The sequence below is a fragment of the Candidatus Zymogenaceae bacterium genome, assembly GCA_016931225.1.
Classification (GTDB): domain Bacteria; phylum Desulfobacterota; class Zymogenia; order Zymogenales; family Zymogenaceae; genus JAFGFE01.
Genome location: JAFGFE010000026.1, coordinates 120287 through 146307, shown reverse-complemented (window position 1 = coordinate 146307; position 26021 = coordinate 120287). Strand labels below are relative to the sequence as shown.

The 26021-nt window shown below is 57.7% G+C and carries 28 protein-coding genes and 1 tRNA gene; 8 read left to right on the top strand and 21 right to left on the bottom strand.

Going from position 1 to position 26021, the window contains the following annotated elements:
* Positions 1-57: 57 nt before the first annotated feature.
* The 6 genes from JW885_11300 to JW885_11275 form a co-directional block, all read right to left on the bottom strand.
* Positions 58-1206 carry a DUF1175 family protein gene (locus JW885_11300; GenBank protein ID MBN1882751.1) on the bottom strand — a complete coding sequence of 383 codons (1149 nt, stop codon included), beginning with the start codon at positions 1204-1206 and terminating at the stop codon, positions 58-60.
* A gap of 5 nt (positions 1207-1211) precedes the next feature.
* Positions 1212-2969, bottom strand: coding sequence for a hypothetical protein (locus JW885_11295; protein ID MBN1882750.1), 1758 nt, complete (start codon positions 2967-2969; stop codon positions 1212-1214).
* Between the two features lie 76 nt (positions 2970-3045).
* Positions 3046-3612: a hypothetical protein gene (locus tag JW885_11290; protein MBN1882749.1), complete on the bottom strand. Its 567-nt coding sequence runs from the start codon at positions 3610-3612 to the stop codon at positions 3046-3048.
* Between the two features lie 52 nt (positions 3613-3664).
* Entirely contained in the window at positions 3665-4567 is a 903-nt protein-coding gene (locus tag JW885_11285) for an energy-coupling factor transporter ATPase (GenBank protein MBN1882748.1), read from the bottom strand.
* Between the two features lie 10 nt (positions 4568-4577).
* Positions 4578-4838 carry a translation elongation factor-like protein gene (locus JW885_11280; protein MBN1882747.1) on the bottom strand — a complete coding sequence of 87 codons (261 nt, stop codon included), beginning with the start codon at positions 4836-4838 and terminating at the stop codon, positions 4578-4580.
* Positions 4839-4920: 82 nt separating this feature from the next.
* The gene (locus JW885_11275; protein ID MBN1882746.1) at positions 4921-6339 is read right to left on the bottom strand and encodes an L-seryl-tRNA(Sec) selenium transferase; all 1419 of its coding nucleotides are present in this window, start codon (positions 6337-6339) and stop codon (positions 4921-4923) included.
* 174 nt (positions 6340-6513) lie between these two features.
* On the opposite strand from JW885_11275, the gene folK reads away from it, so the two are divergent.
* On the top strand, positions 6514-7011 hold the full coding sequence (folK, locus tag JW885_11270) for a 2-amino-4-hydroxy-6-hydroxymethyldihydropteridine diphosphokinase (GenBank protein MBN1882745.1): 498 nt from the start codon (positions 6514-6516) through the stop codon (positions 7009-7011).
* A gap of 28 nt (positions 7012-7039) precedes the next feature.
* On the opposite strand, the gene JW885_11265 is transcribed toward folK, so the two are convergent.
* Genes JW885_11265 through JW885_11255 form a run of 3 tightly spaced genes read right to left on the bottom strand, consistent with a single transcriptional unit; the run spans position 7040 to position 8620 of the window.
* A complete protein-coding gene (locus JW885_11265; GenBank protein MBN1882744.1) occupies positions 7040-7198 on the bottom strand; it encodes a hypothetical protein in 159 nt (52 codons plus the stop codon).
* A gap of 28 nt (positions 7199-7226) precedes the next feature.
* Positions 7227-8162, bottom strand: a complete 936-nt coding sequence (locus JW885_11260) for a radical SAM protein (protein ID MBN1882743.1) — start codon at positions 8160-8162, stop codon at positions 7227-7229.
* 5 nt (positions 8163-8167) lie between these two features.
* Positions 8168-8620, bottom strand: coding sequence for a hypothetical protein (locus JW885_11255; protein ID MBN1882742.1), 453 nt, complete (start codon positions 8618-8620; stop codon positions 8168-8170).
* 451 nt (positions 8621-9071) lie between these two features.
* Between JW885_11255 and JW885_11250 the strand changes: the two genes are divergently transcribed.
* On the top strand, positions 9072-10520 hold the full coding sequence (locus tag JW885_11250) for an adenylate/guanylate cyclase domain-containing protein (protein MBN1882741.1): 1449 nt from the start codon (positions 9072-9074) through the stop codon (positions 10518-10520).
* Positions 10517-11281: a hypothetical protein gene (locus tag JW885_11245; protein MBN1882740.1), complete on the top strand. Its 765-nt coding sequence runs from the start codon at positions 10517-10519 to the stop codon at positions 11279-11281. The genes JW885_11250 and JW885_11245 overlap by 4 nt, the downstream gene beginning before the upstream one ends.
* A 378-nt stretch (positions 11282-11659) precedes the next feature.
* On the opposite strand, the gene JW885_11240 is transcribed toward JW885_11245, so the two are convergent.
* The 10 genes from JW885_11240 to JW885_11195 all read right to left on the bottom strand — a co-directional run bounded on the left by JW885_11240 (position 11660) and on the right by JW885_11195 (position 19394).
* Entirely contained in the window at positions 11660-13747 is a 2088-nt protein-coding gene (locus JW885_11240) for a sodium-translocating pyrophosphatase (protein MBN1882739.1), read from the bottom strand.
* A 29-nt stretch (positions 13748-13776) separates the two neighbouring features.
* Positions 13777-14340, bottom strand: coding sequence for an aminoacyl-tRNA hydrolase (locus JW885_11235; protein ID MBN1882738.1), 564 nt, complete (start codon positions 14338-14340; stop codon positions 13777-13779).
* A 178-nt stretch (positions 14341-14518) separates the two neighbouring features.
* Positions 14519-15196, bottom strand: coding sequence for a 50S ribosomal protein L25/general stress protein Ctc (locus tag JW885_11230; protein ID MBN1882737.1), 678 nt, complete (start codon positions 15194-15196; stop codon positions 14519-14521).
* Positions 15197-15295: 99 nt separating this feature from the next.
* Positions 15296-16237 carry a ribose-phosphate pyrophosphokinase gene (locus JW885_11225; GenBank protein ID MBN1882736.1) on the bottom strand — a complete coding sequence of 314 codons (942 nt, stop codon included), beginning with the start codon at positions 16235-16237 and terminating at the stop codon, positions 15296-15298.
* Positions 16238-16285: 48 nt separating this feature from the next.
* Positions 16286-16360, bottom strand: a tRNA-Gln gene (locus JW885_11220).
* Positions 16361-16472: 112 nt separating this feature from the next.
* Positions 16473-16772, bottom strand: coding sequence for a septation regulator SpoVG (gene spoVG, locus JW885_11215; protein ID MBN1882735.1), 300 nt, complete (start codon positions 16770-16772; stop codon positions 16473-16475).
* A gap of 48 nt (positions 16773-16820) precedes the next feature.
* Positions 16821-17771 carry a 4-(cytidine 5'-diphospho)-2-C-methyl-D-erythritol kinase gene (gene ispE / locus JW885_11210; GenBank protein MBN1882734.1) on the bottom strand — a complete coding sequence of 317 codons (951 nt, stop codon included), beginning with the start codon at positions 17769-17771 and terminating at the stop codon, positions 16821-16823.
* Entirely contained in the window at positions 17764-18351 is a 588-nt protein-coding gene (locus JW885_11205; protein ID MBN1882733.1) for a YihA family ribosome biogenesis GTP-binding protein, read from the bottom strand. The genes ispE and JW885_11205 overlap by 8 nt, the downstream gene beginning before the upstream one ends.
* A gap of 9 nt (positions 18352-18360) precedes the next feature.
* On the bottom strand, positions 18361-18915 hold the full coding sequence (locus JW885_11200; protein MBN1882732.1) for an NTPase: 555 nt from the start codon (positions 18913-18915) through the stop codon (positions 18361-18363).
* A gap of 380 nt (positions 18916-19295) precedes the next feature.
* Positions 19296-19394, bottom strand: a complete 99-nt coding sequence (locus tag JW885_11195) for an AURKAIP1/COX24 domain-containing protein (GenBank protein ID MBN1882731.1) — start codon at positions 19392-19394, stop codon at positions 19296-19298.
* 350 nt (positions 19395-19744) lie between these two features.
* Here JW885_11195 and JW885_11190 point away from each other — a divergent pair, with 350 nt between their 5' ends.
* Complete coding sequence (locus tag JW885_11190; GenBank protein ID MBN1882730.1) at positions 19745-20587, top strand: alpha/beta hydrolase; 843 nt, start codon at positions 19745-19747, stop codon at positions 20585-20587.
* A gap of 204 nt (positions 20588-20791) precedes the next feature.
* Here the strand turns inward: JW885_11190 and JW885_11185 are convergent, their stop codons facing one another.
* Entirely contained in the window at positions 20792-21217 is a 426-nt protein-coding gene (locus JW885_11185) for a hypothetical protein (protein ID MBN1882729.1), read from the bottom strand.
* A 212-nt stretch (positions 21218-21429) separates the two neighbouring features.
* Here JW885_11185 and JW885_11180 point away from each other — a divergent pair, with 212 nt between their 5' ends.
* The 3 genes from JW885_11180 (at position 21430) to JW885_11170 (ending at position 24406) form a co-directional block, all read left to right on the top strand.
* The gene (locus tag JW885_11180; protein MBN1882728.1) at positions 21430-21879 is read left to right on the top strand and encodes an Hsp20/alpha crystallin family protein; all 450 of its coding nucleotides are present in this window, start codon (positions 21430-21432) and stop codon (positions 21877-21879) included.
* Positions 21880-21923: 44 nt separating this feature from the next.
* Positions 21924-22907, top strand: coding sequence for a DnaJ domain-containing protein (locus JW885_11175; GenBank protein ID MBN1882727.1), 984 nt, complete (start codon positions 21924-21926; stop codon positions 22905-22907).
* Positions 22908-23119: 212 nt separating this feature from the next.
* Positions 23120-24406, top strand: coding sequence for a VWA domain-containing protein (locus JW885_11170; protein MBN1882726.1), 1287 nt, complete (start codon positions 23120-23122; stop codon positions 24404-24406).
* A 91-nt stretch (positions 24407-24497) separates the two neighbouring features.
* On the opposite strand, the gene JW885_11165 is transcribed toward JW885_11170, so the two are convergent.
* The gene (locus tag JW885_11165; GenBank protein MBN1882725.1) at positions 24498-24776 is read right to left on the bottom strand and encodes a hypothetical protein; all 279 of its coding nucleotides are present in this window, start codon (positions 24774-24776) and stop codon (positions 24498-24500) included.
* A 161-nt stretch (positions 24777-24937) separates the two neighbouring features.
* Between JW885_11165 and JW885_11160 the strand changes: the two genes are divergently transcribed.
* Positions 24938-25924 carry a calcium/sodium antiporter gene (locus JW885_11160; protein MBN1882724.1) on the top strand — a complete coding sequence of 329 codons (987 nt, stop codon included), beginning with the start codon at positions 24938-24940 and terminating at the stop codon, positions 25922-25924.
* The last annotated feature ends 97 nt before the right edge of the window (positions 25925-26021 follow it).

The window sequence follows — 26021 nt, the reverse complement described above, 5'->3', positions numbered from 1 at the left end:
TCACGCGATCGTCGTTTTCCTGAAATCCCCGACGAAACCGTCCGACCGACCGATCTCTCAATCCAAAATTCTGAACCGATAGTAGCCGAGGAAGTGATCGTTTTCATTCACCGGCCGCCAGCGCGGATCCGGGTGCTCCAATAGGGTTTTGAGGCGCACCTTCCTGACCTCTCCCTCGTCGCTCTCCCGGGGGCCTGTGTGATAGACCACCCAGTCCTGCTCTCCGGTGAATTCACCGGTCTCCTCGTCGGCCTCGGCCCCCCACTCGCCCAAATAAATCATGGCGTGATAGGGCATGCGGGGGTTGTCCGGGTTGAAGAAAAAGAGCATATCCCCGGGCAAAACAGCGGCGTCGCTCTTTCCCAGGTACGTCACATTGTGTTCGAGCAGCACCCCGGCGGTGGCAGATTTCGAAAAGACCCCGGCATTCTCTTCGATGTCCGACGGCGAAAACGCACCGTCTTCCGTGCGAAAGACCGCCGTCCCCACGAGCGGCACGTCCGGATAGTTGTACTTCTTCACATCCGGGCTGGAGGGGCTTGCCAGGGCCGAGTACCCGGCAAAGAAGGCCTCATCGTGGACCTTCAGCGCCTCGATATAGGCGAACCGCACGAAGCCCGCGCAATCGGTGGTGATATCCGACCAGCGGCGGTTTTTCTCATACACCTGAGACTCCGCCACGGCGCAGAGCCACCGGCGGAAATTGAGACGATCCGTGTCGCCGAAAAGCTCCATCACGTCCGCAAAGCCGTCACTATCCGAATCCCGGTAGTCGGGCTCTATCACGAACGACACCTCATCCCCCTTTATTCCATCGGCCTCGGCGGAAAGAACGACGCCCCCCGGCGTCAACGTGCTCATGAGCATGGCCTCACCCCTGCCCCGATCGAGGACGAGCTTTCTCTCTGTCATCAGCTCGGCACCCTCACCTGTAAGCGAAAGGCTCACGACCCCCGAAAAGCTCCGGGCCACCCGTCCCGATGCGGTTGTTGCGGTTATATTCACCCGTGTCATATCCATGCCGCTGGCAACAAGCCTTGTTTTGGAAGGCGCAAGCTCCAGCGCCTCCGGAGGTCCGCCGCACGAGAGCACCGCCAGGGCCGTCGCCCCAAAGAGTGCAATACGTGCAGCCGTCCAACGTGACGTCCTCTTCACATCCTCGTTTCTCTCTCCCATCGTCAGGTAGGGCCTTCCATAAGTCTTCACCGTGTCTATATGTCCGACACCGTCAGGCGGAATTCGCCCCGTACCCCGTCCCCTTCGAGGACGATCCCGCCGTAGAAGGCCTCGCATCCCTCTTTCACCAGCTCCAACAGCGGCACCGTCGTCTCCATGGCGTCCCGATAGAGAAAATATCGGTAATGTTCGGAGAGATTTATCAGGTATGTCTCAATATCAACTGCGGCGTTTTCGCCGTCGATGTACAGGTACACGTCATAGGCTTCCGGGGGAAGATCGGCCGTCGCCGCGCTGAATGCGGGCCGATGCGCCAGGAACTCACCGCTAAAAGCCCCCTCATCCCCGAGGGATGAGAGTACCGCCATGTCTTCTGTGGAAAAGATGGCGCCGGTATCCCGGAAGAAAGAGACCCGGTCGTCTCTGAAGGCGAATCCGGGCGACGCGGGATGATAGCGGAGGTAGGTGTTCCCCGTCCACTCGATTTCCTCCTCGGTGAAGTCCCCGACCACATGTACGGTGGATGTGCCGTATCGGGAGACCAGGGGCATGCCCCTTCCCGTGCTATAGGAAAAGAGCGCGTTGAGCTGCTCGGCCAAGAGATCCTCGCCATCGCCGCTTACATCGGCTCTGGCGCACGACACCACAACGTCCGGATACGGCTCTCTCCCCTGGTAGCCGATGCCGGTGAACGCAAGATATGACGGAGACGCGAGCTTGGCGATAATGCCGTTTCTCACCGAAAAGCCCGCTTCGGCCTCCCATTTCTTGAGCACGGCGATGAAATTCGCCCGTTCTCCCACATCGGAAAACCAGTTGAGATAGAAATGATCATATATTTCAATGGGCGAGAGGTTATTTACCACACACAGCGCCGTCGTATCCGCCGGGAAGAGAGAATAATCCATGCCGCCAGGCGCCGCCGGCACGATCGTTTTGATGCCGGGGAACATCCTCTCCGCCTTATACGGCCCCCGTACCGTCACGGTGAGACCGGTCTTCGTGATCTCAACCGCCGCCGTGATATGTTCACAGGGCGACGCCAACCGGGCGAGGCGGGCGGTCATGTCATCCCGTCCGGACACGGCGGAAGACAGGGTCGTGATATACAGGATATCCCATCCGTCGGGAAGCCCGGCTATCGTCTCCGTGAGGGCCGCATCCCCCGCCAGGGTTTCGCCCCCGGTCCCGGAGAGCGCCTCCCACTGGTTTCTCAACGCCCAGGGAGAATCGGACACGATCAGGTAGTCTCCCACCCGCTGAATGTATATCGTGACGGTTTCGGTTGTGACGACATAGGGGGTGATGCCGGATACTTCCGTTTTTGCCGCGTTTCCGACAAGCTTCAGGGCCAGCTCAATCAGCCCCCCCCTCATGCCGGAGACGGTACACACCCCCACCGCCGCCTCGTCGCCGTTTACAATCCCGGTATAGAACACCGCCTCGTCCCCCAGAAGCCACAGTGCCCGTTCAGGCTTTGCCAGGGGGCCGAGTCCGTCGCGTATCGCGCCGATCATCGAGAGCAGAGGTACGGACACGTCGGTCTTCATCGGTCCCGAAAAGAGGGAGAGCTTCTTCGCCCGGCGATAGAAATCGCTTTTGAAGAAGGGTCTCAATGCGTCATCCAGGTTTTTCACCACCACGACGCTCTCGGCGTTCGCCGGCACAAAACCGGCAAGCCCCAGGTCGTTCGTCGTCTGACCGATGCCGGCGGCGGACACAAACAACAGACAGAAGAGCGCCAGGGCGGTCGGGAAGAGCTTTGGTCGTATGTTCATTTTTTTTGTTTTCATGCGATACATCCCCACAGAAATGATACTCCGGTATGCACGGCACGCGCCGTGATTACGCACGGCACAGGCCTTTCCGCTACGGCCTCTCGTCGGGATTCACCCCCGCCCGGAGAAGCAGGGTGCGATAGCGAAGGCCGATGATGCGCCGCACCATATCACGGTGTATCGGCGGCGTCTCGGCAAGAAGGGCCGCGGCAGAGATTGTGAAGGCCTCGATATCATCGGAGAGCTCCGGCGTTATCTCTTTTGTTGCGTCCATCGTATTCGACAAAGATCGATACTCGTCCCATTCATCGAGGAAAATCCGCATCAGGGGATCGGCGGACGAGACGTTCTCGTCCGTGTCCTCGTAGTAGTAATAATCGGTCTTCGTCAGGGGGCGGTAATACCGATCGACGGCTTCTTCGGAAAGCCGCCACTCATACCGCTTGACGCCGCTCTTTTTCTTCCATTCGGTCTTCACATCACCCGTCTTCTCCGCCAGCGTATCCAGGGCGTCGTATACATCCGTAAAAAAACCGGTTGCGTCGCCGCTCTCTCCCGACGGTGCGGGGGGGGCATTTAGGTCCCGACCGCCGCATGAGAAAAGGAGGATCGCCGTGCACAGCACGGCCAGGATCGCCGTCCTCTGTAATAATCTCATGATATGTTTTCCTTATAAGAACGTATAAAAAGCCGCCGGGCGCCTCTGTTCGTCACGCCGTCGGCTCATGGATCTCTATATGCGGCAGAACGCGGGCCAGGGCTTGGTCGCCCCGGTATTCTCCCGGGTCGATGTCCCACCCCCGCTCTTTGAGACGAAGCAGAAGCTCCGTGACGTCGGGCAGAAACGGGCGCACGGTCATAAGACAATCCCGGTCCTGAAAGAGTTCCCGGGGCGTCGTGTCGAGGATGATTTTCCCGCGTTCCATGACCGCCACTCGGGAGGCCGCCTCCAGAATCTCCTCCATATCGTGGGTGATGACGATGATCGTCCTGCCGCTTTCATTGAGGCTGGTGATGTGATTGATGGCGCGTTTCAGAGAGGGGATATCCAGGCCCTGGGTCGGCTCGTCGAAGATAAGCACCGGGGGATTGAGCGCAAGGATCGAGGCGATGGCGGTTTTCCGCTGTTCTCCGCTGGAAAGGGAAAAGGGAGAACGATGGCCGAAGAGTTCGATATCCAGCCCGGCCTGCTCGGCCGCCCGGCGTACCTGTGCCTCAATGGATTCAGAGGTTTGTTCTTTCCGTATCGCCCTCCCCCCGGAGGACATGGTATCGCCTCTGTGTCTGAGACCGAAGGCGATCTCATCGAACACCGTCTCCTCGAAAAGCTGGTGCTCCGGGTATTGAAAGACCATTCCGACGCGCCCTGTGAGGGCGCCGGTCTTCTTCGTCTCCGGTGTCACCGTGATATCCCCTACCCGCACCGCGCCGGACGTGGGTATCAAAAGCCCGTTCAGGTGCAGCGCCAACGTGGTTTTCCCCGACCCGGTCTGTCCGACCAGGGCCAAGAAATCCCCCGGCTCGACGGTCAGGGATACATCATCCAGGGCCTTTTTTTCCAGCATCGTGTCCGGAAAAAAAACATGGGAGAGGTGTTCGGTCTGAATGCGCATATGCGGTTTTCTATCCGGTTACCTTGAAGACATCGTCTCCCGGGCGTACCCGTTCGGAAACCTTGATGCCCACCATGTCACCCGGTTTGGCGTCGGTGATTTTTTCTTTTTCCACCTCCATGGACTCCACCACTTCCGAAAAATCGGTGGTCGCACCCTTGTAGTGCAGCTCGTCGCCGACGGAAAAGGAGTTGTCCGTTACCTTGATCGCCGCAACACTGGGTTTTGAAAAGAATTTGACTATTTCTCCCACTTTTACCTCATCGGACATCGTCTTTCTCCTTTCGTTGGGATAGTGCGTTATATCGTTATCCGATAGCTATCAAAAAATCACCCCGCTCCCACGGGCAGGCCTATTCCGGTGTATCCTCTATGCGAAACGCCGCCAGTATCCCGTCGGTGAGGATCGGGATTTCCCGTTCGTCCACCGTTCGGGGATCGATGACGACCCGATCCTGGGAGATCCGGGCGATAATCGGCACCGGGAGGGCGCGAAGCCTCTTTTCCAGCCGCGCGGGTGTGATGTCCTGGGGTATCAAGAGGACCACGCCGCCGGGCAGATCGGCGGTGGGATACGCCCCTCCCCCCACCCGGGACGTCTCCTGGGCCGATACCACGTCGAAACCGGGGTGCGGCGTCTTGTTGATCCGTCGAGTGATGCGTCGTGCTGTTCGTCTCGTCTCCTCAAAGGACCGGGTGATCATGCGAAGGGTCGGTATCTCTTCCACCGCCCGGACCGGATCCGCATACTCCCTCAGCGTCATTTCCGCGGCGGCCAGGGTAAACTTGTCGATCCTGAGGGCGCGGTTGAGGGGATTATTCCGAATTCTTTCGATGAATCTCTTATTCCCGACGATGAATCCGGCCTGTCCGCCGCCCAGGAGCTTGTCCCCGGAAAAGGTCACCACGTCCACCCCGACGGCGAGCGTCTGTTGCACCGTCGGTTCCGGCGGCAGACCGTATGCGGAGAGATCCACGAGGGAGCCGCTCCCCAAATCCTCCATCACCGGGATATCCAGTTGCCTTCCCAGGGCCACAAGCTCCGATGCCGCGGCCGATTCGGAAAATCCGACGATCCGGTAGTTGGAGGTATGCACCTTCAGAAAGAGGGCGGTCCTGTCTGTTATGGCTTCCTCATAATCGGCAATGCGGGTCCTGTTGGTGGTGCCCACCTCCACCATCACCGCGCCGCTTTTTCTGAGAACGTCAGGGATTCGAAACGAGCCGCCGATCTCCACCAGCTCCCCCCGGGAAACCACCACCTCCCGCTCCCGGGCCAGGGTGTCCAGCACCAGCAGCACCGCAGCGGCATTGTTGTTGACCATAAGGGCGCCTTCGGCGCCGGTGATCTCGGAGAGAAGCTCCGTGATGTGATCGTAGCGGGAGCCCCGTTCCCCGGTCTCCAGGTTAAATTCCAGGTTCGAATATCCCACCGACACCTGAACCAGGTGTTCCAGCGCCCGCCGGGAAAGGGGCGCCCGGCCCAGGTTCGTATGCAGGACCGTGCCGGTGGCGTTTATGACCGGGCGAAGGCTGGTCGCCGTTTTTTCCGTCAGACACCGCTTCACGAGGGCCAGAAACGACTCTTCGGAGTCTCCGTCGCTCCGACCCTCGATAATGCCGCTTCGCATCGATCCGATCACGTCCCGGACGGCGTCGGTCACAAGCTTTTTCGAGTAGGTGTCCTGAAGTCGTGCGATGCCCGGTTCGTTGAGCGCCGCATCGACGGAGGGGAGGGCGGCGAGGCGACGCTTGACGTCGTCTTCGGAAATGGTGCGGGTTGTGGATGATCGCTTCGTCATCGCTTGCTCCGGTATCGTCGCCGGAAGACGGCATGTCTCCGGCACGACGGCCCTTCGATAGAAATTCATACCATATTCAGGCCCATTTCTCAAGTAAAATGGGGGGGCTTGCCCGCAGGCTTCATCCGTGATATAGAAAAGTTCATGGGAATTGCATATCTCGGATTCGGCTCCAACCTGGGGGATCGAAGAAAACAGATTCTTGGGGCAATGGAGCTTCTGGATGCGGCGGAGGGAATTTCGGTCGTCTCCCGCTCGTCTCTCTATGAGACCGAGCCGGTGGGGGAGACGGACCAGCCGCCGTTTCTCAACGCGGCGGCGGGGGTGGAGACAGAGCTTTCCCCCCGGGAGCTCCTCGTATTGATATGGGAGATAGAGAAAACCATCGGCAGGACCCCCACCTACCGGTGGGGGCCGAGGGAGATCGACATCGACATTGTATTGTTCGAGAATTTCATCATCGACGAGGAGGGGCTTTCCATTCCCCATCCGAGGATGCACGAGCGTCCCTTCGTGCTGGTGCCCCTCTCCGAGATCGCCCCGGAGGCGGTGCACCCGATTCTGGGAGAGACGATAGAGGAGCTGCTCTTTTCACTGGGGCCGATCTCCGGCGTGACGCCCTGGGAGGAACAGGGTGAATAGGCCCCGCTCCCCGCTCCGACACCTCTGATTATTTCTCCACCGCCTTCAGCCGCTCCCGCCGCTGCCGCCTGATCGCCTCAAATTCCCTCAAGAGCCTGGCTATCGCCTCCTCCCGCTGATCCCGGGGAAAGTCAGACAGCTCCCTCAGAAACGCCAGCGTCTCGGCCTTGAATTCCTTGTATTCCATCATCCCTCTCCCGCTGTTTCCGTCGGCGTCATTTGTTACCCGCTTTTTCCACCACCCGCTCCACCCGTTTTGTTCGGGAGGCGTCCTCAAACAGGAGCCGACAGGTGCCGCAGGGCGATCGCAGCAGCAGCCGCTCCCGCTCGCCTGTGGGTTCCTCCCCCAACAGCTCCCACATCGCCCGGGGGCCGATGTCGTACACCGCCCGGAGAAGGGAGTCGGTGTCGTATTTTGCAAAGAGGGGGAGCAGCCCGTCGGTAAAAACGTTCCCCAGATAGAGCGGATGCTCTCCCGGGATATTGCCCGCCTCGCCGCAGCAGGCGTACAGCGCCCCCCCGGAAAAGACGAAGGGGGTCCGAAGCGACAGGCAGGGGAGAAGCGGATTGTCGTCCGGGAACTCCTCGGGAGAGATGCGGTCCTTCGCCTGCCCGAGATACATCACCGGGGCGAATCCGACCACATCCGGGTTCGGAATCCCCGCATCGATCAGATCTGTGAGTATCTTCTCCTTGTCGTCGCCGACCGCCGTCGTCACCCGGATGTTATAAGGGATCGAAAGCTCTTCGGCCGCCCGAACGGCGTTGACCACCCGCATCAGGGGGATATACTCCTGGTGGAAGGAATCGGTGGAAAAGCCGATGCCGATGGTATCGATAAAGTCAGAAAGCGTCTCCTTCGCCATCTCAAAATCTTTCGCCCAGTACGCGTTGGTGGTGAATGTGTAGGGGAGATGCGCCTCCCGGAGCTCCGATACCGCATGATGGAGGAGGTCCCGCACCACGAACACCTCACCCCCGGTCATCCCCACGGCGGTGACGGCGGGGACCGCCTTCAGCATCGCCACAAGTCGGGAGATCTCCTCTTTCGTCATGTCCCCCCGGGCGGCCTGGGTCTCCCACGCGCCGCAGTGACGGCACCGGGACGAACAGCGCACCGTCAGAAACAGTGAAATGGTCAGGTGTTCCATAGGAGTTATCCCTCGTATATCAGGTATCGGGGCGGTCGATACTCATTGAACACGGAAAACCGGTGCTCGACGAAGCGAAAGGATTTGATCTTCGAAAATCGATGCTCCTCGTCGGTCCAGTTCAATCCTTCCGGAAACATGCAGTCCTGGTAGAAGCCGGGGCCCAGGGGGGGGAAGATCATGTCTCGGCCGTTTTCATCCGGCACCCGGATGCCCCGGTACTTGCAGCCGTAATCGGGGAAGAATCTCGCCTGCCAGTACGCCGGCCCGTCCCTTTCTTCGCTGACGAGGTAATCGGGGCCCGCGTATATGGTCATGCTCCAGGGTTCAAACTCCCCCAGGGCCGCCGGGAGGTCGTCCACCCGGTCGAAAAACACCCGGGTATCCCCCTGCCACATGGGCTGATTGTAAAACACCACAACGAGCGGTGTGGTCTTGAGTTTTCTGGGCGGTTTCATCGTTGTACCAACAAGATAATTGACGACGTTTTTCGGATATGTTCATACCACCTGCCAGCGCTCTTGTCAATCACCGATGACGACTCCCGACTCTTTCCGAGATCGAACGGGCCGACATCGTCTCCCGATTCCGGGGAAAGTACATGAATATTTTTCTTTTTGCAATCCATTGCTTTTTTCTTCGGTATAGGGTATTTTTCATCAAGGGGGCACGACGCGGCGAATACCCCTTCACCCTCCCGCCGGGAATACGACCGGATGGAACCGGCGGCCGTTTTCACACCTGTATGTTCGCCTTTCGCCTCATACCGGGATCATCGGCCTCGCCGCCCGGATTACACAGAAAACCGGGGGCGTCGTCACACCATCATGCCTCCAGTATATCATGCATGCTCGATCCCCGCAGGTACCGGGGGCCGCTCGCCGTCGGGATATATTGAGGATTCACGCCATGGCACACACGCCGAAAACTCCCATCGTCACGCCGAAAAAAAAGGTTGCGGGGCAAAAGAAAACGCCCGGACTGAGCCTGACGTACAAGATCGCCCTGCTGGCGTCGATCCTGGTGACGATATCCATGGTGCTGGCCACTGCCATCACCGTCAGACGGGAGATAAACCAGAAGAAAGACGACGCCGATCTCCGCATGGCCAATACCGCCGCCATGATCAAGCTTGCCATGGACAGCATGCCCGTCAAGGCTCTGGACGGATGGGTCCGGTCCCTCTACACGGTCAGGTTCGACACGAAAGAATACAACCTCGACCTGGTCTACGTGATCATCGCCGACGATGAAGGCCGTTTCATCGTTTCCACCGGCAACCCCCGGGTGCATATCGAGGGTGAGGGGGGCGATGTGACCGCCCCCCAGGAGCTTTTGGATCGGGATGTCCACGGCCTGAGAAAGGTGGAGGTGGAGATCACGGACAAAGAGACAGGAACAGTCACCTCGACCATCTACCTCGGGTATTACCTTTTGAACCTGTACAAGAGCATTCTTCTGAATACGGTCCTCAAGGCGGTTCTGATCACGCTCGTCCTCATCGCCGCGGCGGTGGCGTGCTCGTATCTTTTGGCAAAGAGGCTCACCGATCCCATACACGATCTAGTGCTCGGCATGGAGTCGGTGGCCGACGGCGATTTTTCCCGGAAGGTCGCCGTGATCACAGGCGACGAAATCGGGTTTCTCGCCGACACCTTCAACGGCATGGCCGACGGCCTGAAGGAACGGGAGTTCATCAAGGATACATTCAAGCGATACGTCACCCGGGAGGTGGCGGAAAAGATCCTCTCACAGAAGGACGATATCATTCTGACCGGGGAAAAGCGGGAGGTGACGGTCCTGTTTTCGGACATCAGGGGGTTTGCCCGCATGGCCGAGGAGACCCCCCCGGTGGAGCTGGTTTCCACCCTGAACGATTACTTCTCTGTGATGATCGATATCATCTTCAAGTACGAGGGCGTGCTGGACAAGTTCATCGGCGACGCGGTCATGGCGTTCTGGAACGCGCCGCTGGATCAGAAAAATCCCGCCCTGAGGGCCGTGCTGGCGGCATACGAGATGCAGCGGGCGCTGGTCGCCGTCAATAGGCGGAGGAAGGCCGAAAACAAACCCCCCATCAATATGGGAGTGGGTATAAACACGGGCGAGGCGGTGGCGGGCACCGTCGGCTCCGAAAAAAAGATGGAGTATACCGTCATCGGCGACACCGTCAACGTGGCCCAGCGCCTGGAATCGGTCACCCTGCCGGGACAGATACTCATCAGCGAAAGCACGTATCGAAAGACGGGAGGGCGCATCACCGCCCGGGAGCTCCCTCCCCAGGCCCTCAAGGGCATCCTGCGCCAGGTGCGCATCTTCGACGTCATAGACATCAAACCGACCGGAGGCGATTCATGAAATCGACACGACGTATGTGTCTCATACTCCTGGCTGCTTTCCTCGGATTCATATTGTTCTGGGCCGGGTGCGGCACGGACAACGATGAGTTGAAAATAATCATCGAAGACACCACCGAAGGCGCCGCGCCGGCGCCGACGGATACCGCCGATCCTTCCCCCGCTCCCGAACCGGTCCCGACCCCCGAACCCGGCGTACCCCCGGGACCGGGCGATACGGCCCTTCCTTCCGCGCCCCCGACCGGTGATGCCAAAAAGATGAACATGGACGTGCTGGAGGTGGTGTCTCTTGCGGCCTCGTCTCCGGAATTCGAACAAGACGAGATCCTGGAGGCGTTCCCCAAGATGATGGTCGGCAATCGCCCGCAAAACGCCCTGTGGGGCGTGCGTTTGATGATCAAGGATACCATTATCGCGGAATACGTGATAGACGACAACACCCGGACGATCGTCATGACCGAGACTTACTTCGACCGCGTCAGGGATGCGCTGAAAGGGCGTGACGAAACCGAGATCAAAAGGCGTCTCGAGACACGCGTCGCCCCGACCCTCGGCTATGACGGCGCGCTGAAGGCCGCGATGACATCAATGTCGTTTCCTGAGCTTGATACGGCCCGGGAGTTCTGGGTGTCCATCGTCTATCTCCGGTTCGAGAAAAACCCCACCTGGCATGTGTCGGTCGGGTACAAGGAATCGGAAGACTTCACACACATCATTATAGACGACGTAGGCACCATCATCGAAGTGAAGGACTCACCGTAGGGTCCCCATTCAACGCCGGCTGGGCGTCCTGTCCCGCACGTTTCACCCGCGACGTGTGGGGAGTAGTTGAAAAAGAAAGCGATTATGTGAAAGTTGGGGGAAGGGGGATGGAACGGGAGGGCCGGCGTCGTCCCGCCGCTTCGTTTAAATCACCGGGGGATTCCGACCCCGCCGGGTGCGGCGCCCGCCCGTCGCCCACAGAAATCGTTATCCGTTTTACGAAGGAAAAGATATTCCCCGCACATCCGCTTTTAAGATAGTGCCGAGGGGTTCCTCCCCCTTTCTGACGGCGAGCGGAGTATATTCGATCCTCCATACAACAAAAAAAGGGACGGTGTCCATCACCGCCCCTTTTTGTTTTTTACACGAGAGTGTTTTTTAGAACAGCTTTGAAAGCACTCCTTCGACGTTTGCCAGCACCGGCGCGATGACCAGAGAGACAACGCTCATCAGCTTGATGAGAATGTTCATGGACGGGCCGGACGTGTCCTTGAAGGGGTCGCCGACCGTGTCACCCACGACCGCGGCCTTGTGAGCATCAGAGCCCTTGCCGCCCTGAGCGCCGCTCTCAATGTACTTCTTGGCGTTATCCCAGATGGCGCCGCCGTTTGCCATGAACAGGGCCATCAGAACACCGGTCGCCGTGGCGCCGGCCAGCATGCCTCCCAGGGCCTGCTTGCCCAGAATGAAGCCGACCAGCGGGGGCATAATGACCGCTACGAGACCCGGAATGATCATATAGCGGAGCGACGCCTTGGTGGCGATATCCACGCACTTGGCCGGATCGGGCTTGCCCTTTCCTTCCATAATGCCGGGGATTTCCCTGAACTGACGCCGGATCTCCTCAACCATGTGCATGGCGGCCTTGCCGACGGCGGTCATGGTGCGGGAGCCGATGAAGAAGGGAATCATCGCGCCGATGAGGAGGCCCACCACCACCATCGGTGAAATCAGGTCGATGACCGTAAGACCAGACGCCTGGGTGTAGGCGGTAAAGAGGGCCAGGGCCGTCAGGGCCGCGGAGCCGATGGCGAATCCCTTGCCCAGGGCCGCCGTGGTGTTGCCCAGGGCGTCCAGGTTGTCGGTGATCTTTCTGACGTTCTCGCCCAGACCCGCCATCTCGGTGATGCCGCCGGCGTTGTCCGCCGCGGGGCCGTAGGCGTCCACGCTCATGGTGATTCCCACCGTACCGAGCATACCCACGGCGGCGATGCCGATGCCGTAGATACCCGCGAAGTAGTAGGAAAGGAGCGTCGCGACGCAGATGATGAGAAGCGGAACGATCGTCGATTCCATCCCCAGGGCGAGACCGGTGATGATGTTGGTAGCGGGTCCTGTGGAGGACGCCTCTGCCACGCGAAGGACCGGGACGTTCTTGGTAAACCACTGGTTATCAGAGGTGTACCATTCGGTCACCAGGCCGATGAGCACACCCGCCAGGCTCCCGGAGAGGATCGCCACGAAGGCACCGGTGCTGCCGAATGCCTTGGCGATGAAATAGTCGCCCACCAAGAAGAGGGCCGCCGCCAGGAACGTGGAGTACCTGAGGGTTTCTGCGGGGCCGATCTTGCGGAAGATCTTCACCGACCAGATGCCCACCAGCGAGCAGATCAGGCCGAAGGCCACAATCACGATGGGTAGCGCCATCAGATTGAGCTTGAGGCCTTCTACGGTCGTATCGTCTATCACGATACCGGAGCTGACCACGCTTTCGAGGGTTGCTATCGTCGCCGTGGCGGCGATGGCAACCGTTGCGATGATGGCGCCCACATAGGACTCGAAGATATCCGCGCCCATGCCGGCGATGTCGCCCACGTTGTCGCCCACATTGTCGGCGATGACGCCCGGGTTTCTCGGGTCGTCTTCAGGGATGCCCGCCTCGACCTTGCCCACCAGGTCTGCGCCCACGTCGGCGCTCTTGGTGTAGATACCGCCGCCGACCCTGGCAAACAGGGCGATGGAGCTGGCGCCCATGGCGAAGCCGTTGATATAGAGGGCCGTGTCAGGCCTGCCGAAGAGGATGAAAAACAGTCCCACGCCGAAGAGTCCCAAACTCGCCACCGCAAGACCCATCACCACGCCGCCCATAAACGATACGGTCAGCGCTTTTTCCAGACCGTCGGTGGCCGCAGCCTGGGACGTCCTGACGTTCGCCCGGGTCGCCGCCTTCATGCCGATGAATCCGGCGATCATGGAAGAGAAAGCGCCGGTGATGTAGCATATTGTGGTCTTCCAGCTTGTGTCCACAAACAGACCGAGAAGCACCGCAATCACGGCGAGAAATACGAGGAGAATGGAGTATTCCCTCTTAAGAAAGACCATGGCACCGTCATGTATCTGCTGGGCCAGGTCCCGCATCATTTCATTTCCGTCGTCCTGTTTTTTAATAAAGAGATAGATCAATAGGGCTATCAACAGCCCAAAAAGACCTATAATCGGCGCAATAAACGCCACCTTGTGGTTCATCATGTACCTCCTGACTCGTGTCTCAGATCTTACCCATTGTATTGATTCATTGCCACATTTGTGCCGCTGATAATAATAGTTCTCACCGCATCAACCGCCCGATCGATGATCTCATCAAGGCCCGCCCGCTCGCCTTTCGAAAAAGCACCGAGCACGTGACCGACGGCGCTGCCGTCCGATCCCTCCGGCCTTCCGATGCCGATCCTCACCCGGGTGAAGTCGGCGTCTCCCAACTGGTCGATGATCGACTTCACGCCCCGGTGACCGCCGGCGCCTCCTCCCGGTCTGATGCGCAGCTTCCCGAAATCAAGATCCATGTCATCGTATACCACGATGATGTCGCTCGCCTCCAACCGAAAAAATCCGGCCGCCTGGGCGACGGACCGACCCGATATATTCATAAAGGTCTGAGGCTTGGCGACGAACACCCGCTCTCCGCCGATATGTATCTCCCCGGTTTTGGCCGAGAACTTCTTTTTGGAGAGCCTCACGCCGACCAACTCCGCCAGCGCATCCACGACGAAAAATCCGATGTTATGCCGTGTGTTCGCATACGTATCACCCGGATTTCCCAGACCGAATACGGCCTTCATCTGCACGCCTTTTCATCGACGGGTGATGGGTGAAAACCTGTTCCGGGGACGCCGCATAATATATTTATTGTTCGGCACCCCTCGATCTTTTTCACCCCTCGTTCGATACGGAGGAGAACTCCATCCCGTACGGTCCGGGAGATGATGATTCCCGGCCGTCGTCCCGCTTTTCGGATGTCTATTCCTCGACTTCGGGGGTCTCGGGTTCCTCTGCGGTTTCCGCAGGGGCCTCTTCACCCTCGACAAGCTCTTCGGCGGCCCCCTCTTCCACGGCTTCCTCAAGCCCTCTCGGCGCCGCGATGGTCGCGAGGGTGAAGTTGATATCGGTATCCACACGACACCCCTCGGGAAGCGTTATATCCTCAAGGTGAAGCGAATCCCCGATTTTCATTGCGGTCACGTCCACGTCTATCGAGCGGGGAATATTCACCGGCAGCGAGGTCAACTCGACGACCCGTCTGATTTCCTGGAGGATGCCGCCCGCCTTCACGCCTTCGGCCTTGCCGGTGTAGTTTAGGGACACCTCGACGGTGATTTCCTGCTTGACGTCTATACTCACCAGGTCCACATGGAGATAGCCGTAATTTATCGGGTTGAGCTGTATTTCCCTGACAACAACCGTCTTGCCGTTGATGTTCTTCGCGCCCTCACCCTCGGCTACGATCGTAAAGAGCGGGTTTGCGCCGCCCTGGGTTCGGATACCCTTCTTGATGTCCGCCGGATCGATGATAATCTTTGTGGCTTCCACATTTTGTCCATACACAACACCGGGCACAAGCCCCTCTTCCCGGAGCTTTCGGGCCGGTCCCTTGCCGACGGTTTCTCTCATTTGTACGTTCAGTTCACCGATTTCCATCTGTCTTCTCTCTTCATTCCAATGAAAGAGGGCTGTGTAAGCCCCCGACATTTACCAAAAATTTTCTGTACGGCGGGGTGAAATTCACCGATACTGTTGTTAATCCAGAAACAACTCGCTGACTGAACCCCGCTCGTATACTCTTTTGATCGCCTCCGCAAAGATAACGGAGACGGATAATGCCTGTATTCTCTTCGATTTCGATGCCCGCTCTCCCAGGGGAATGGTGTTCGTCACCACCAGCTCCTCAATCACAGAATCATCAATGCGATCAAGCGCTGGCCCCGAGAGAACCGGATGGGTGCACGCCGCGAGCACGCGGTTCGCCCCGTTATCCATCAAAGCCTGGGCCGCTCCCACAAGGGTACCGGCGGTATCCACCATATCATCCAGAATGATGGCGTTCTTTCCCTCCACTTCTCCCACGATATGCATGATCTCCGCCACGTTGGGTCCCGCCCGTCGCTTGTCGATGATCGCCAGCCCCACTCTCAGTCGTCTGGCATACGCCCGAGCACGCTCCACGCCGCCGGAATCCGGCGAGACGATGACCATATCATTGCCGTAGTTTGCCCGTAAAAACTCTATCATCACCGGTGAGGAATAGAGATGATCCACCGGTATATTGAAAAATCCCTGGATCTGCCCCGCGTGCATCTCCATGGAGATCACCCGGTCGGCGCCCGCGGTTTCGATCAGATCCGCCACCAGCTTCGCGGTGATTGGCGCCCGGGGAAAGACCTTCCGATCCTGTCTCCCGTATCCGTAATAGGGGATCACCGCGGTGATCTCCTCCGCCGACGCCCGTTTCAAGGCGTCGATCATTATCAACAGTTCCATGAGGTTGTTGTTGACCGGGGGACAGGTGGACTGTATCACGAATGCCTGCATGCCCCGCACGCTCTCATGAATTTCCACAGAAGATTCGCCGTCGGCAAAAAGAGACACCTCGGCCCTGCCCAGAGGGATTCCCAGCGAATCGCATATTTCCCGGGCCATGATCGGATTTGCGTTACCGGTAAAAACTCTGATTTTCTTCACTGCTCCTGCTTTGTCTGCTCTATTTCTCTGTTACGTATATGACTTATTTGGCTGGGGTGGGAGGATTCGAACCTCCGAATGCGGGATCCAAAATCCCGTGACTTACCGCTTGTCGACACCCCACCTGTTTCTTTTCTTTATGCCGCATCAATTCGATTCGAATAGTGCGCACCCATAACATGGATCAACGGCGTCTCATCGAAACGTCAGGATGCCCCTCTGGGCCTCACTCCGGTTATATCATATCCTCGTTATAATCGCTGGGGCCCTCTACCTCCATCTTCTCAAGCTCTTTCTCGTACTCCTGGATTACCACTGTCTCAATTTTTTCTCTTGTTTCATTATTGAGAGGGTGGGCGGTATCTCGAAATGTGCCGTCCTTTCTTTTCTTGCTGGGCATGGCCACAAAGAGACCGCTGTTGCCGTTGATTATTTTCAAATCTCTGATGATGAAACAGTCATCAAAGGTAATCGTCGCATACGCCTTCAACCGTTCCTCGTTGACGGGAAATACCTTGACCTCAGTGATTTCCATGGATGCCTCCAACGCCTCGTGTTAGTGCTAATCTCGGGTTCCCGGTCATCAGTCTCTATCGAAAACATGATGCGCCAGAAAAACGGTTCTATTTGAATCGGTTGAAAGCGCATCATACGCCCTCTGGGCTTCCATTCGGCCCTGAAAGATCCCAAATACTCCGGACCCGCTGCCGGACATGAGCGCCCCCAACGAGCCAAGCCGCCTCAATTCGGCCTTGACGGCGGAAATGTCGGGTAATCCCGCATGGTGCGTCCCGTGCATCCCGCCTTTCATTTCTTCCCCCTTACCCCTCAATTCGTCCACCCTCATACCCGGCCCCCCCTGCATCACCACGGTCTCGAAATCATTGACCATGTTTTCTATGAGACTGGTGAGCGTATTAGAAAACGTCGGAATAATAATATTTTTTTTCTCTTCTGTCAACCTAAAATCAAGTTGATCGTATGCCCAGGCCGTCGAGACGCCCTGGGGGGGCTTGACGATCACCATCCACGCCGGGGGGATGCCCGATATCGGCTCGAGCACATCTCCGATCCCCGTCGCCAGGGCGGGAGACCCGAACAGGAAAAACGGCACATCCGCCCCCACCTGTGCCGCCAGGGCCATCAGCCGGTCGGGGTTGATTCCCAACGCAAGGTGTGCATTCAGGGCATCCATCACCACCGCCGCGTTGGAGCTGCCTCCCCCCAGCCCGGCCTCGGAGGGGATGTTTTTCTCGATGTGTATTCGTATCCCCACCTCTTCCGGCAAAAAGCCCGTCTCCCCGGCCAGCAGCGTCACGGCCCGGTGGACCGTGTTTCTCCGGTCCGTGGGTACCGTCTGATCCGACGATGTGATGGTAAATCCCCGGCCGCCCAGCTCGATGATGATTTCATCGTACAGGCTGACCTTTGTCATGACCGTAACGAGCGTATGGTATCCGTCCGCCCGCCTCCCGGTAACCTTCAGAAAGAGATTCACCTTGGCCGGAGACGAAAGGGTAATCGCTTCAGACACCGACAGCGCTCCTGATTTCCTTCCACACCTCTTCTTTTCCCTGGCCGGTGACGGCAGAAAAGAGTATCAACTCCTCAGGGCTTGCGCCCATGCTCCCCGCCGCCGCCGCCCGCTCTCGGACGATCTGCCCCCGTTTCAGTTTGTCGGCCTTTGTCAACACCACCCGGGCCGGTACGCCGTTCTCGGCAAGCCACGCCAAGAGCGACAGTTCCTCTTCTTTCGGACCCCGCCTGATATCCACGATGAGAACGAGGAGTTTGAGGGCGGGATTGTCCTCCAGGTAGCTGTTAACCATCGGGCGCCACCGCCTTTGGATATCCGCCGGTACCTTGGCGTACCCGTATCCGGGCAGATCGACGAACAGGAGGCTCTCGTTTATGGAGAAGAAGTTTATCATCTGGGTACGTCCGGGGGTGCCGGATGTCCGGGCCAGCTTCTTCCGGCCGCACAGTCGGTTGATAAGGGACGATTTCCCCACGTTGGAGCGGCCCGCGAAGGCGACCTGGGGGAGCGATCCATCCTTGTAATACCCGGACGGCTCCACCGCCGACGACACGAATTCCGCCGAAACCACCTTCATCGCACCCTCCTACCGGACGCTTCCCCGTTCGCCTTCGGATACCGGATTTTCAGCATCGATGAGCTTCTTCCGCAGCATAATGGTCATCGCATCTCGATTCTTGACGGTCACCTCGAAGAGCGATACGTCCCGACGATGCTTCACGTCCTTGATGAATCCCACTCCCTTTTTGGCGACGGTCGCCACCACCCGGGTGTCTCCATCCAGAGCATTCAGCACGGCCCGCTTGAAAGGCTCCGACATACATTCCATCTTTCCGATTTCGTCGATGACGATGATATCGGCCTCGGCCTTTATAGCGGGGATCGCCAGTTTCTCGAGATTGTCCACGAAAACCTGATACGCCCCCATCCGATGCGCGCCGGCCGGCGATTTCCGCGCCAGGGGAGTCTCATTCCCGTCAAGGGTGACAATGGTAAACCCGATACGACGTCCCCCCGATCGATCCTCCCGGGTGAAAAACCCGGTCTTTTTTCCCGTCAGCACGTCCGTGATGCTTCGAATCAGGGTTGTCTTGCCGACCCCGGGAAGCCCGGTGATGAATATGTGTCGCTTTTCCTGCACGCGTGTCGGTCCCTCAAGACGGGACGCCGAAAGACGTCTCCCGTTTCCCGGATTCAATCCTCTTGAAATTCGATGATTTCAGTACCTGTCTGATCGTTCACGTATATGCGCCCGCCGCCGCACACGGCCCCTTTCCGTGCAATCCCGGGTATGGGTTGTTCCGACATACAGAGATCCCGTCGGGACCGGCCGACGTCATTACGGAAGAGGTGTGCTCTCCACATACGGACAGAAACCGGTATACGATAGTATACGATATGCAGATACCTCCCTCTTTTCGTCCATGAACGACTCGCCGCCGATAAACCTCCTCCCCCGTTTCCCAGGTTGGGAAGAGAGGGAGGAGACCGGCGGCGGCACGGGCGACGGATATCAGCGGTTTATCGACCGCGGCGACGCTTATGACGCATCTTGTCCCGCAGTTTTTTGTATTTATGTTTTCTCATTTTCTTTCGACGCTTCTTGATTACGCTTCCCAAGATATCACCTCGCTTCCGATGAAGTATGTAATCTTACATTTATAGCAAAAATCGCTCTTTTTTTCAAATATTTTCGTAGATTTATTTATTTTTACTATATACGCCGACATGGAGGAAAAAATGTGATATAGTGTTATTTGTCCTTGCAAGAATATCACGAAATCCTTATACTATGTCTAACTTTTAGCACCAGAATTCCATACTCACAGACACAACAGCTATCAGATGAGACATGCCTCCACACATCCGAGAGAGATTATATCTTCCCTCCTGTGGGATCGAGATCCCGAACGTAATCACACCGAAAGACACCCCATATACTTTTTTCCTTCACAACAAGAGGTTTTCGTATGAAAACGGAGACGCCGAACAGATCTTTTGATTCGGAGATTGAAGAACGACGCACCGTGGAAATCGACGGCCGTAATATCTCGTATAAAATAAGCGGCTCCGGTCCCCCGCTGGTCTTCTGGCACGGATGGATCGGCCATGAGGATACCTTCGGCCTGTGCCACGAGGGGTTCGCCAAGCACTTCACCGTCTACCGCCCGGCGTGGCCCGGATACAGCAAGAGCGACTCCATGCCCGGATTTTCCATACAGGATTTTGTGGAACTGGGAAAGAAATTTTTTGACAAACTGAAGCTGAAGAACGTGACGCTCTTCGGCAACTGTCTTGGTGGAAACGTGGCCATGGAGTTCGCCCGGCAGTTTCCCCAATATCTCAAACGTTTGGTGCTCATCGAGGTGCACGCGTACTTCCCGAAATATCTCTATATCTTTCTTGTCCCGGTCATCGGGCCCGTCATCTACTCTCTGGTGTTCAAAAATATCACCGGGTTCAACATGATCAACTCGTTCATGCCGGTCCAGGCGAAGCTGGAGGACGACTGGCCCTATGTCTGGGAGGGATTCGAGCGCACACCGGTCAGAAGCTCCCTCGGATTTCTCAGGGCCATAGAAAAATTCGCCCGAAGGAATTTCAGCGAATATCTGAACTCGTACCGGGTCGACATTCCCACCATCTATGTGCAGGGAGGGAAATCATTCGGTCCCGTGGGTGAGTTCACCAAGCATGTCGCCATTTATTTCAAGAACCTCTCGACCGTCTCCATTCCGGAGGGTGAGCACAATCCGGTCTGCGAGGTCCCTGATATTTTCAACGAGCGGGTCCTGAAGGCGTTGGGATACTGATTCCTGCAATCGGTCTAAAGCGGCACACACGCCGATGCATCCATTAAAAATCCCCGGAACACCGGGGATTTTTTTCGTCCAATCGTCATTTATTGCGGGCCGCTTTTCGCCCTCCCATTCATTCCCTTCCCTTCCGTCCCCCCCTGTCTCTTGTTCCCTCCCCGTTTTCCCGTCCCTCCTTCCCCCCTCGGACCTTCAATCGGATCATCCGCCCATGATGCCGCGGTAGAGATCCTGGAGGTCGCGCATTTTCTCGGTATATTTCACGTCCAGCTTCCACCCGTCCTGTTCGACAAAGCCGAACGACATCGGCGCCGTCGGGAAGCCGAGCGTGACACTATTTTCCCGTCCCTCGGCCGGGGCGATCTTTATGATGACCCGGTCATCCCGTTCTTCGGTCTCTATGACGTCTCCCCCGATGTAGGGCTCAAACCTGCTCTTGAGCCATAAAAATTCCATTTCACGATCGTCCTTGTCCTCCGGCGGTTCGAGCACGTATGAAAAAAAGGCGTCGGCGTCGTCTTTTTCCAGGGCGGCGAACACGGCGTCCTTGCACGCCTCCGGGGAATGCGCCACTCCGGAACACCCCGCCGCCAGAAAACACACCACAATCAGGATACATATGGACATTGATCCTGAGACTTGCGTAAAACGATACATCCCACATCCCCCTTGTCAAGAATACGCTCTCTTGTTCGCAAGTACTGTAATACCCGGAGATACATCATGTCAAGAGGAAACCTGTGGCTCTCTTGACTTTCATTGTTATAGTGTTTACATTAATACAGACGACGTGCTACAATTTACCGGCACGTGAACATGAAAAAAAGGAGGTGTGCACGATGGCTCTTATTAGGTGGGACCCGTTTCGGGATCTCTTGACGCTCCAGGACCGCATGGATCGGCTCTTTGAGGAGAGTATTTCCAGGAACAGGGTCTTCGAGCAATCCTTCGCCTCCGGGGTCTGGTCTCCCGCCGTTGACATATACGAAACGAACGATGAGATCGTGCTCAAGGCGGAACTCCCCGGCCTGAAGAAAGACGACGTTTCCATAGAGATCACGGACAACACCCTGATTCTCACGGGAGAGCGTACGTTCGAAAAGGATATCAAGGAGGAAAACTACCATCGCATCGAGCGGTCGTACGGCTCTTTTTCCAGAACCTTTTCTCTTCCGACCACGGTCGACCAGAGCGGTGTGAGCGCGAAATTCATCGACGGAATCCTTGAAATACATATCCCCAAGGCCGAAAAATCGACGGCCAGAGTCATAGAAATAAAAGAGACGTGATCCCGCATTGTCGGACATCTTTCTTTGAGCCATGGTGAAGCGCGATGTCCAAAATGGATTATTACGAGGCGCTGGGTATTTCCCGGAGCGCCTCGATCGACGACATAAAAAAAGCCTATCGGAAGCTTGCCCGCAAGTATCACCCGGACATGAATCCGGGAGACGCCGCCGCTGAGGAGAAGTTCAAGGAGATCTCCGAGGCGTATGAGGTGCTGACCAACCCCGAGAAGAAGAAGATGTATGACCAGTTCGGCCATGCGGCCTTCGGGCAGGGTGATTTTTCGGGGCGGGGAGGCGGAGGGCCCGGCGGCGCCCGGTGGCACTGGAGCGGCTCGGGCGCACCCGGCGGCGGTTTTGAGGGGTTCGACTTCGGCTCCTCCTTCGGAGGAGAGAGCTTCGGGTCCTTTTCCGATATCTTCAGCGAGCTGTTCGGCGCCGCGGGCGGTGGACGGCGTACCTACAGCCGCGCCCGGCGCCCCGGAAAGGGCGAGGATCTCCAGTATTCCATGCAGATCGATTTCATGGACGCGATAAGGGGAAAGAGCGCGACCATATCCGTGAACACAGGAAAAGGAAACGAAACCCTGACCGTCTCCATCCCCAAGGGCGTCCATGACGGCTCCCGGGTCCGGCTCAAGGGGAAGGGCGGCCCGGGGATAAACGGCGGCCCGTCCGGTGATCTCTTCATCGTCACCCAGATCGCACCCCACCCCTACTTCCGCCGCGAGGGGGACGACATATACATCGACATCCCCATCTCCATCACCGAGGCCGCCCTGGGCGCGCAGGTGACGATCCCCACGGTGGACGGCCCCACCCGCCTGACGATCCCCCCGGGAACCCAGGGGGGTCAAAAATTGCGCCTCAAGGGCAAGGGCGCACCCCGCCTGAAGGGGAGCGGCCGGGGGGACATGTTCGCCGTCGTTAAGATCTCCGTCCCCAAGAACATCCCCGAGGACGGCAAACGGCTCCTCAAAGAGTTCGGCGAGCAGTCCGCCTACGATCCGAGGGCGGGGCTGGGCTGGTAACGGGCCCCCGTCGAAACCCGATCATCCCCTTTACACAACACGACAGAAAAAATTCACATATCAAGAAACGAGAACGGGGCTCATTTTAAAAATGAACTGGTCCTTCGTTGAGACGAACACCTTACATCGATCGTCCCGTCTGGAAAAGATGCGCGTGAATGGAACCCCCTGGGTCGCCCGTGTGTCAGAACGTATAAAACCTGGAGGATATAATGAGACGACGAACACACATAGTTCTGCTGATGGTTCTCTCGACCATGTTGTGCACGGCATTGACCGCTCCTCTCGCCCTTGCCGAGGCGCCGAGGATGGACGTGGTGTTTCTCATCGACACCACCGGCTCCATGGGCGACGAGATCGCCGTGGTGAAGGAGAGCATCGTCGACATGATCACCGAGATCGAAAGCGGCAAACCCACCCCGGACGTCCGGTTCGGGCTGGTGCTCTACCGGGACCGGGGGGATGAATACATCACCAAGACCTTCGAGCTGACCCGGGATACCGACGGCATCATCAGGGCTATCCGGGACATTCGGGCCGACGGCGGCGGCGACACGCCGGAGAGCGTCAACGAGGCGTTGCACGAAGCCGTCAGAAAGATGAACTGGGATAAGGACATCGACACGGAAAAGACGATCTTTCTCATCGGCGACGCCGAACCCCACTACTACGAACAGGACTGGCGGTGGCAGGACGAGGTGAAACAGGCCCTGGACGACTACATCATCATCAACGCCATCGGCTGCAGCGGGCTCTCGTCGGACGGGGTATCGATCTTCACCGACATCGCCAAGGGCACAGAAGGAACCTTTCAGTACCTGACCTATAAGCGTGAATACATGGCCGAGGACGGCACGGTGGAATCGGTGATGATCGCCGGAGACGACTACTACGTGATGGACGAGGACACGTCCGAGGAGCTGTGGCGCATGGGCGCCGAAGAGGCGGAGAAAAAGGGCCTGGCCGCGAAAACCGAGGCGCCCACGGGGAGCGGCGGGGGGCTTTTCGCCGGAGCGCCGGCTGAAACAACAATGATGGAGACGGAAGGCGGCATGGGCGGCGGATATTACGACTCCGGCGACATGGAAAACAATCTGGATTCCATCCTGATCGCCGGGATGAAGTCCAAGATGATGGAACGGGGCGTTACCTACGGCGAGCCGATGCCATACACGGTCATATCGTCTGGCGCCGTTGGGGCGACTCGTGAGGATGCCGACGGGCTGTTCGGGTCCGAAAAAGAGCTCAACACGTTTCTTACGGATGCGGGCATCGACGTCGCGGATGTGTCCGGACTTGATTTCGACAGCAAAACCGCCGCAGTGTTCGTGGCGGGGGGTGACCGGGGCCTGGGGGCTCTGACCGTTTCCGAGGTGCGCCGGGACGGGGACGTGATCACCGTGACCCTGACTGGCGAGGAGGGCGCGGGATCGCCCTACCTGATCCTGGGCCTCCCCACCACCGATTCCGTGGCCGTCACATACCTGTTTCTAAAATAGAGATCAGCCTACCACACCTCTCCTCCTTTTTGATGGGGGCGGCGTCCGTGTCGCCCCGTTTTTTTATCCCATCGCCGCCTATCAAAAATAACTACTTCCTATTCCACATAAGCCAGATAACAAAAATTACAAAAGCCAGAGATATAACCACTTGAAAACTCTCCGGATCTTTTGAGGCAAGATGTATCAGGGAAAGAGCACCTATACCTGTCATCAGGGCTTTAAACCGCTCCCCCCAACTGAATCTCCGTCCTTCCTCTTTTTTCTCAATGTCTTTATACGCACCGATAAACCATGTAAACAACGAGATGACGCTCCAGAGACCTATTGCGGATAGAATTACAAGAAGCAGTTCTTTACCTGTTGACATGACTGCCCCGTATAAAAATATATCTTAAATCTTATTGGAACCTTTGTTAATATACCAAACACCCCCGGCGTTTTCCAGAATTTCGTGTACAAAGAAGAAAATCTGTGTCAGAATCAAACCTGTTACCCTCACGATGACACACACAGGAGTATCACACGGATATGTTGCCGGACATTGCACTCAACTCGATCCTGACGGTTATCGGCTTCGCCTTTCTGATCTGGGGTGCGTCGCTTCTCGTGGACGGCGCGGTGAGCCTGGCGCGCCGGGTGGGCATCCCCAGCCTGATTATCGGCATGACGCTGGTGGCCTTCGGCACATCGGCCCCGGAGCTGGCGGCGTCCATGAACGCAGCCATCAGGGGCTTCGGCGACATCGCCTGCGGCAACATCGTCGGAAGTAACATCGCCAACCTGGGCCTCGTCATGGGGTGTTCGGCCATGTTCATGCCCATCGCCGTCAAGAGAAACACCATCCTCTGGGAGATACCCTTCGTCGTCGCCCTGAGTTTCATTTTCTGGTTTATGGAGCGAAACTACTCCTTCACACGGATCGACGGCATTATCCTGGTGATTCTCTTCGTGGTGTTCATGGTGTACTGCTTCGTCACCGCACAGGGGGAAGAAGCTCTGGACCTCATCGAGATGGAGGAGGTGGAAAAACACGCCCTGAACCCGACTCGGGCGGTCCTCTACGCCACGGCGGGCATCTTCATGCTGGCCGGCGGCTCGGATTTTCTTGTCCGGGGCGCCACCGGCCTTGCCATCGGCTTCGGCGTGTCCGAGGCGGTGGTGGCGGTCACGGTGGTGGCGCTGGGCACGTCTCTGCCGGAGCTGGTCACCTCCATCATCGCGGCGATCAAGGGCGAGGGGGATATCAGCATCGGGAACATCCTGGGCAGCAATATCTTCAATTTCCTGATCGTGGGGGGCATCACGGCGCTGATCAAACCCTTCTCCCTCTCCGAGCGCATCCTGGTGTTCGACACCCCGGTGATGCTCTTTCTGACAATCCTGCTCTTCGCCGTGGTGGCGACGCGGCGGCGGATTTCCCGGATCGAAGGAGCGGTGTACGTCCTCTTCTATATCACCTACATCATCCTGGTATATCTCTACCCCGAGGGAATCGTACTGCTCAAGCTTCCCTGATCTTCTTCCCATACCCCGTTAAAAAAAACCGGGAGCCTTTTTAAAAAGGCTCCCGGTCTGTATTTCGTTCGGCGCGTCACGCCGTTTATCGTCATCC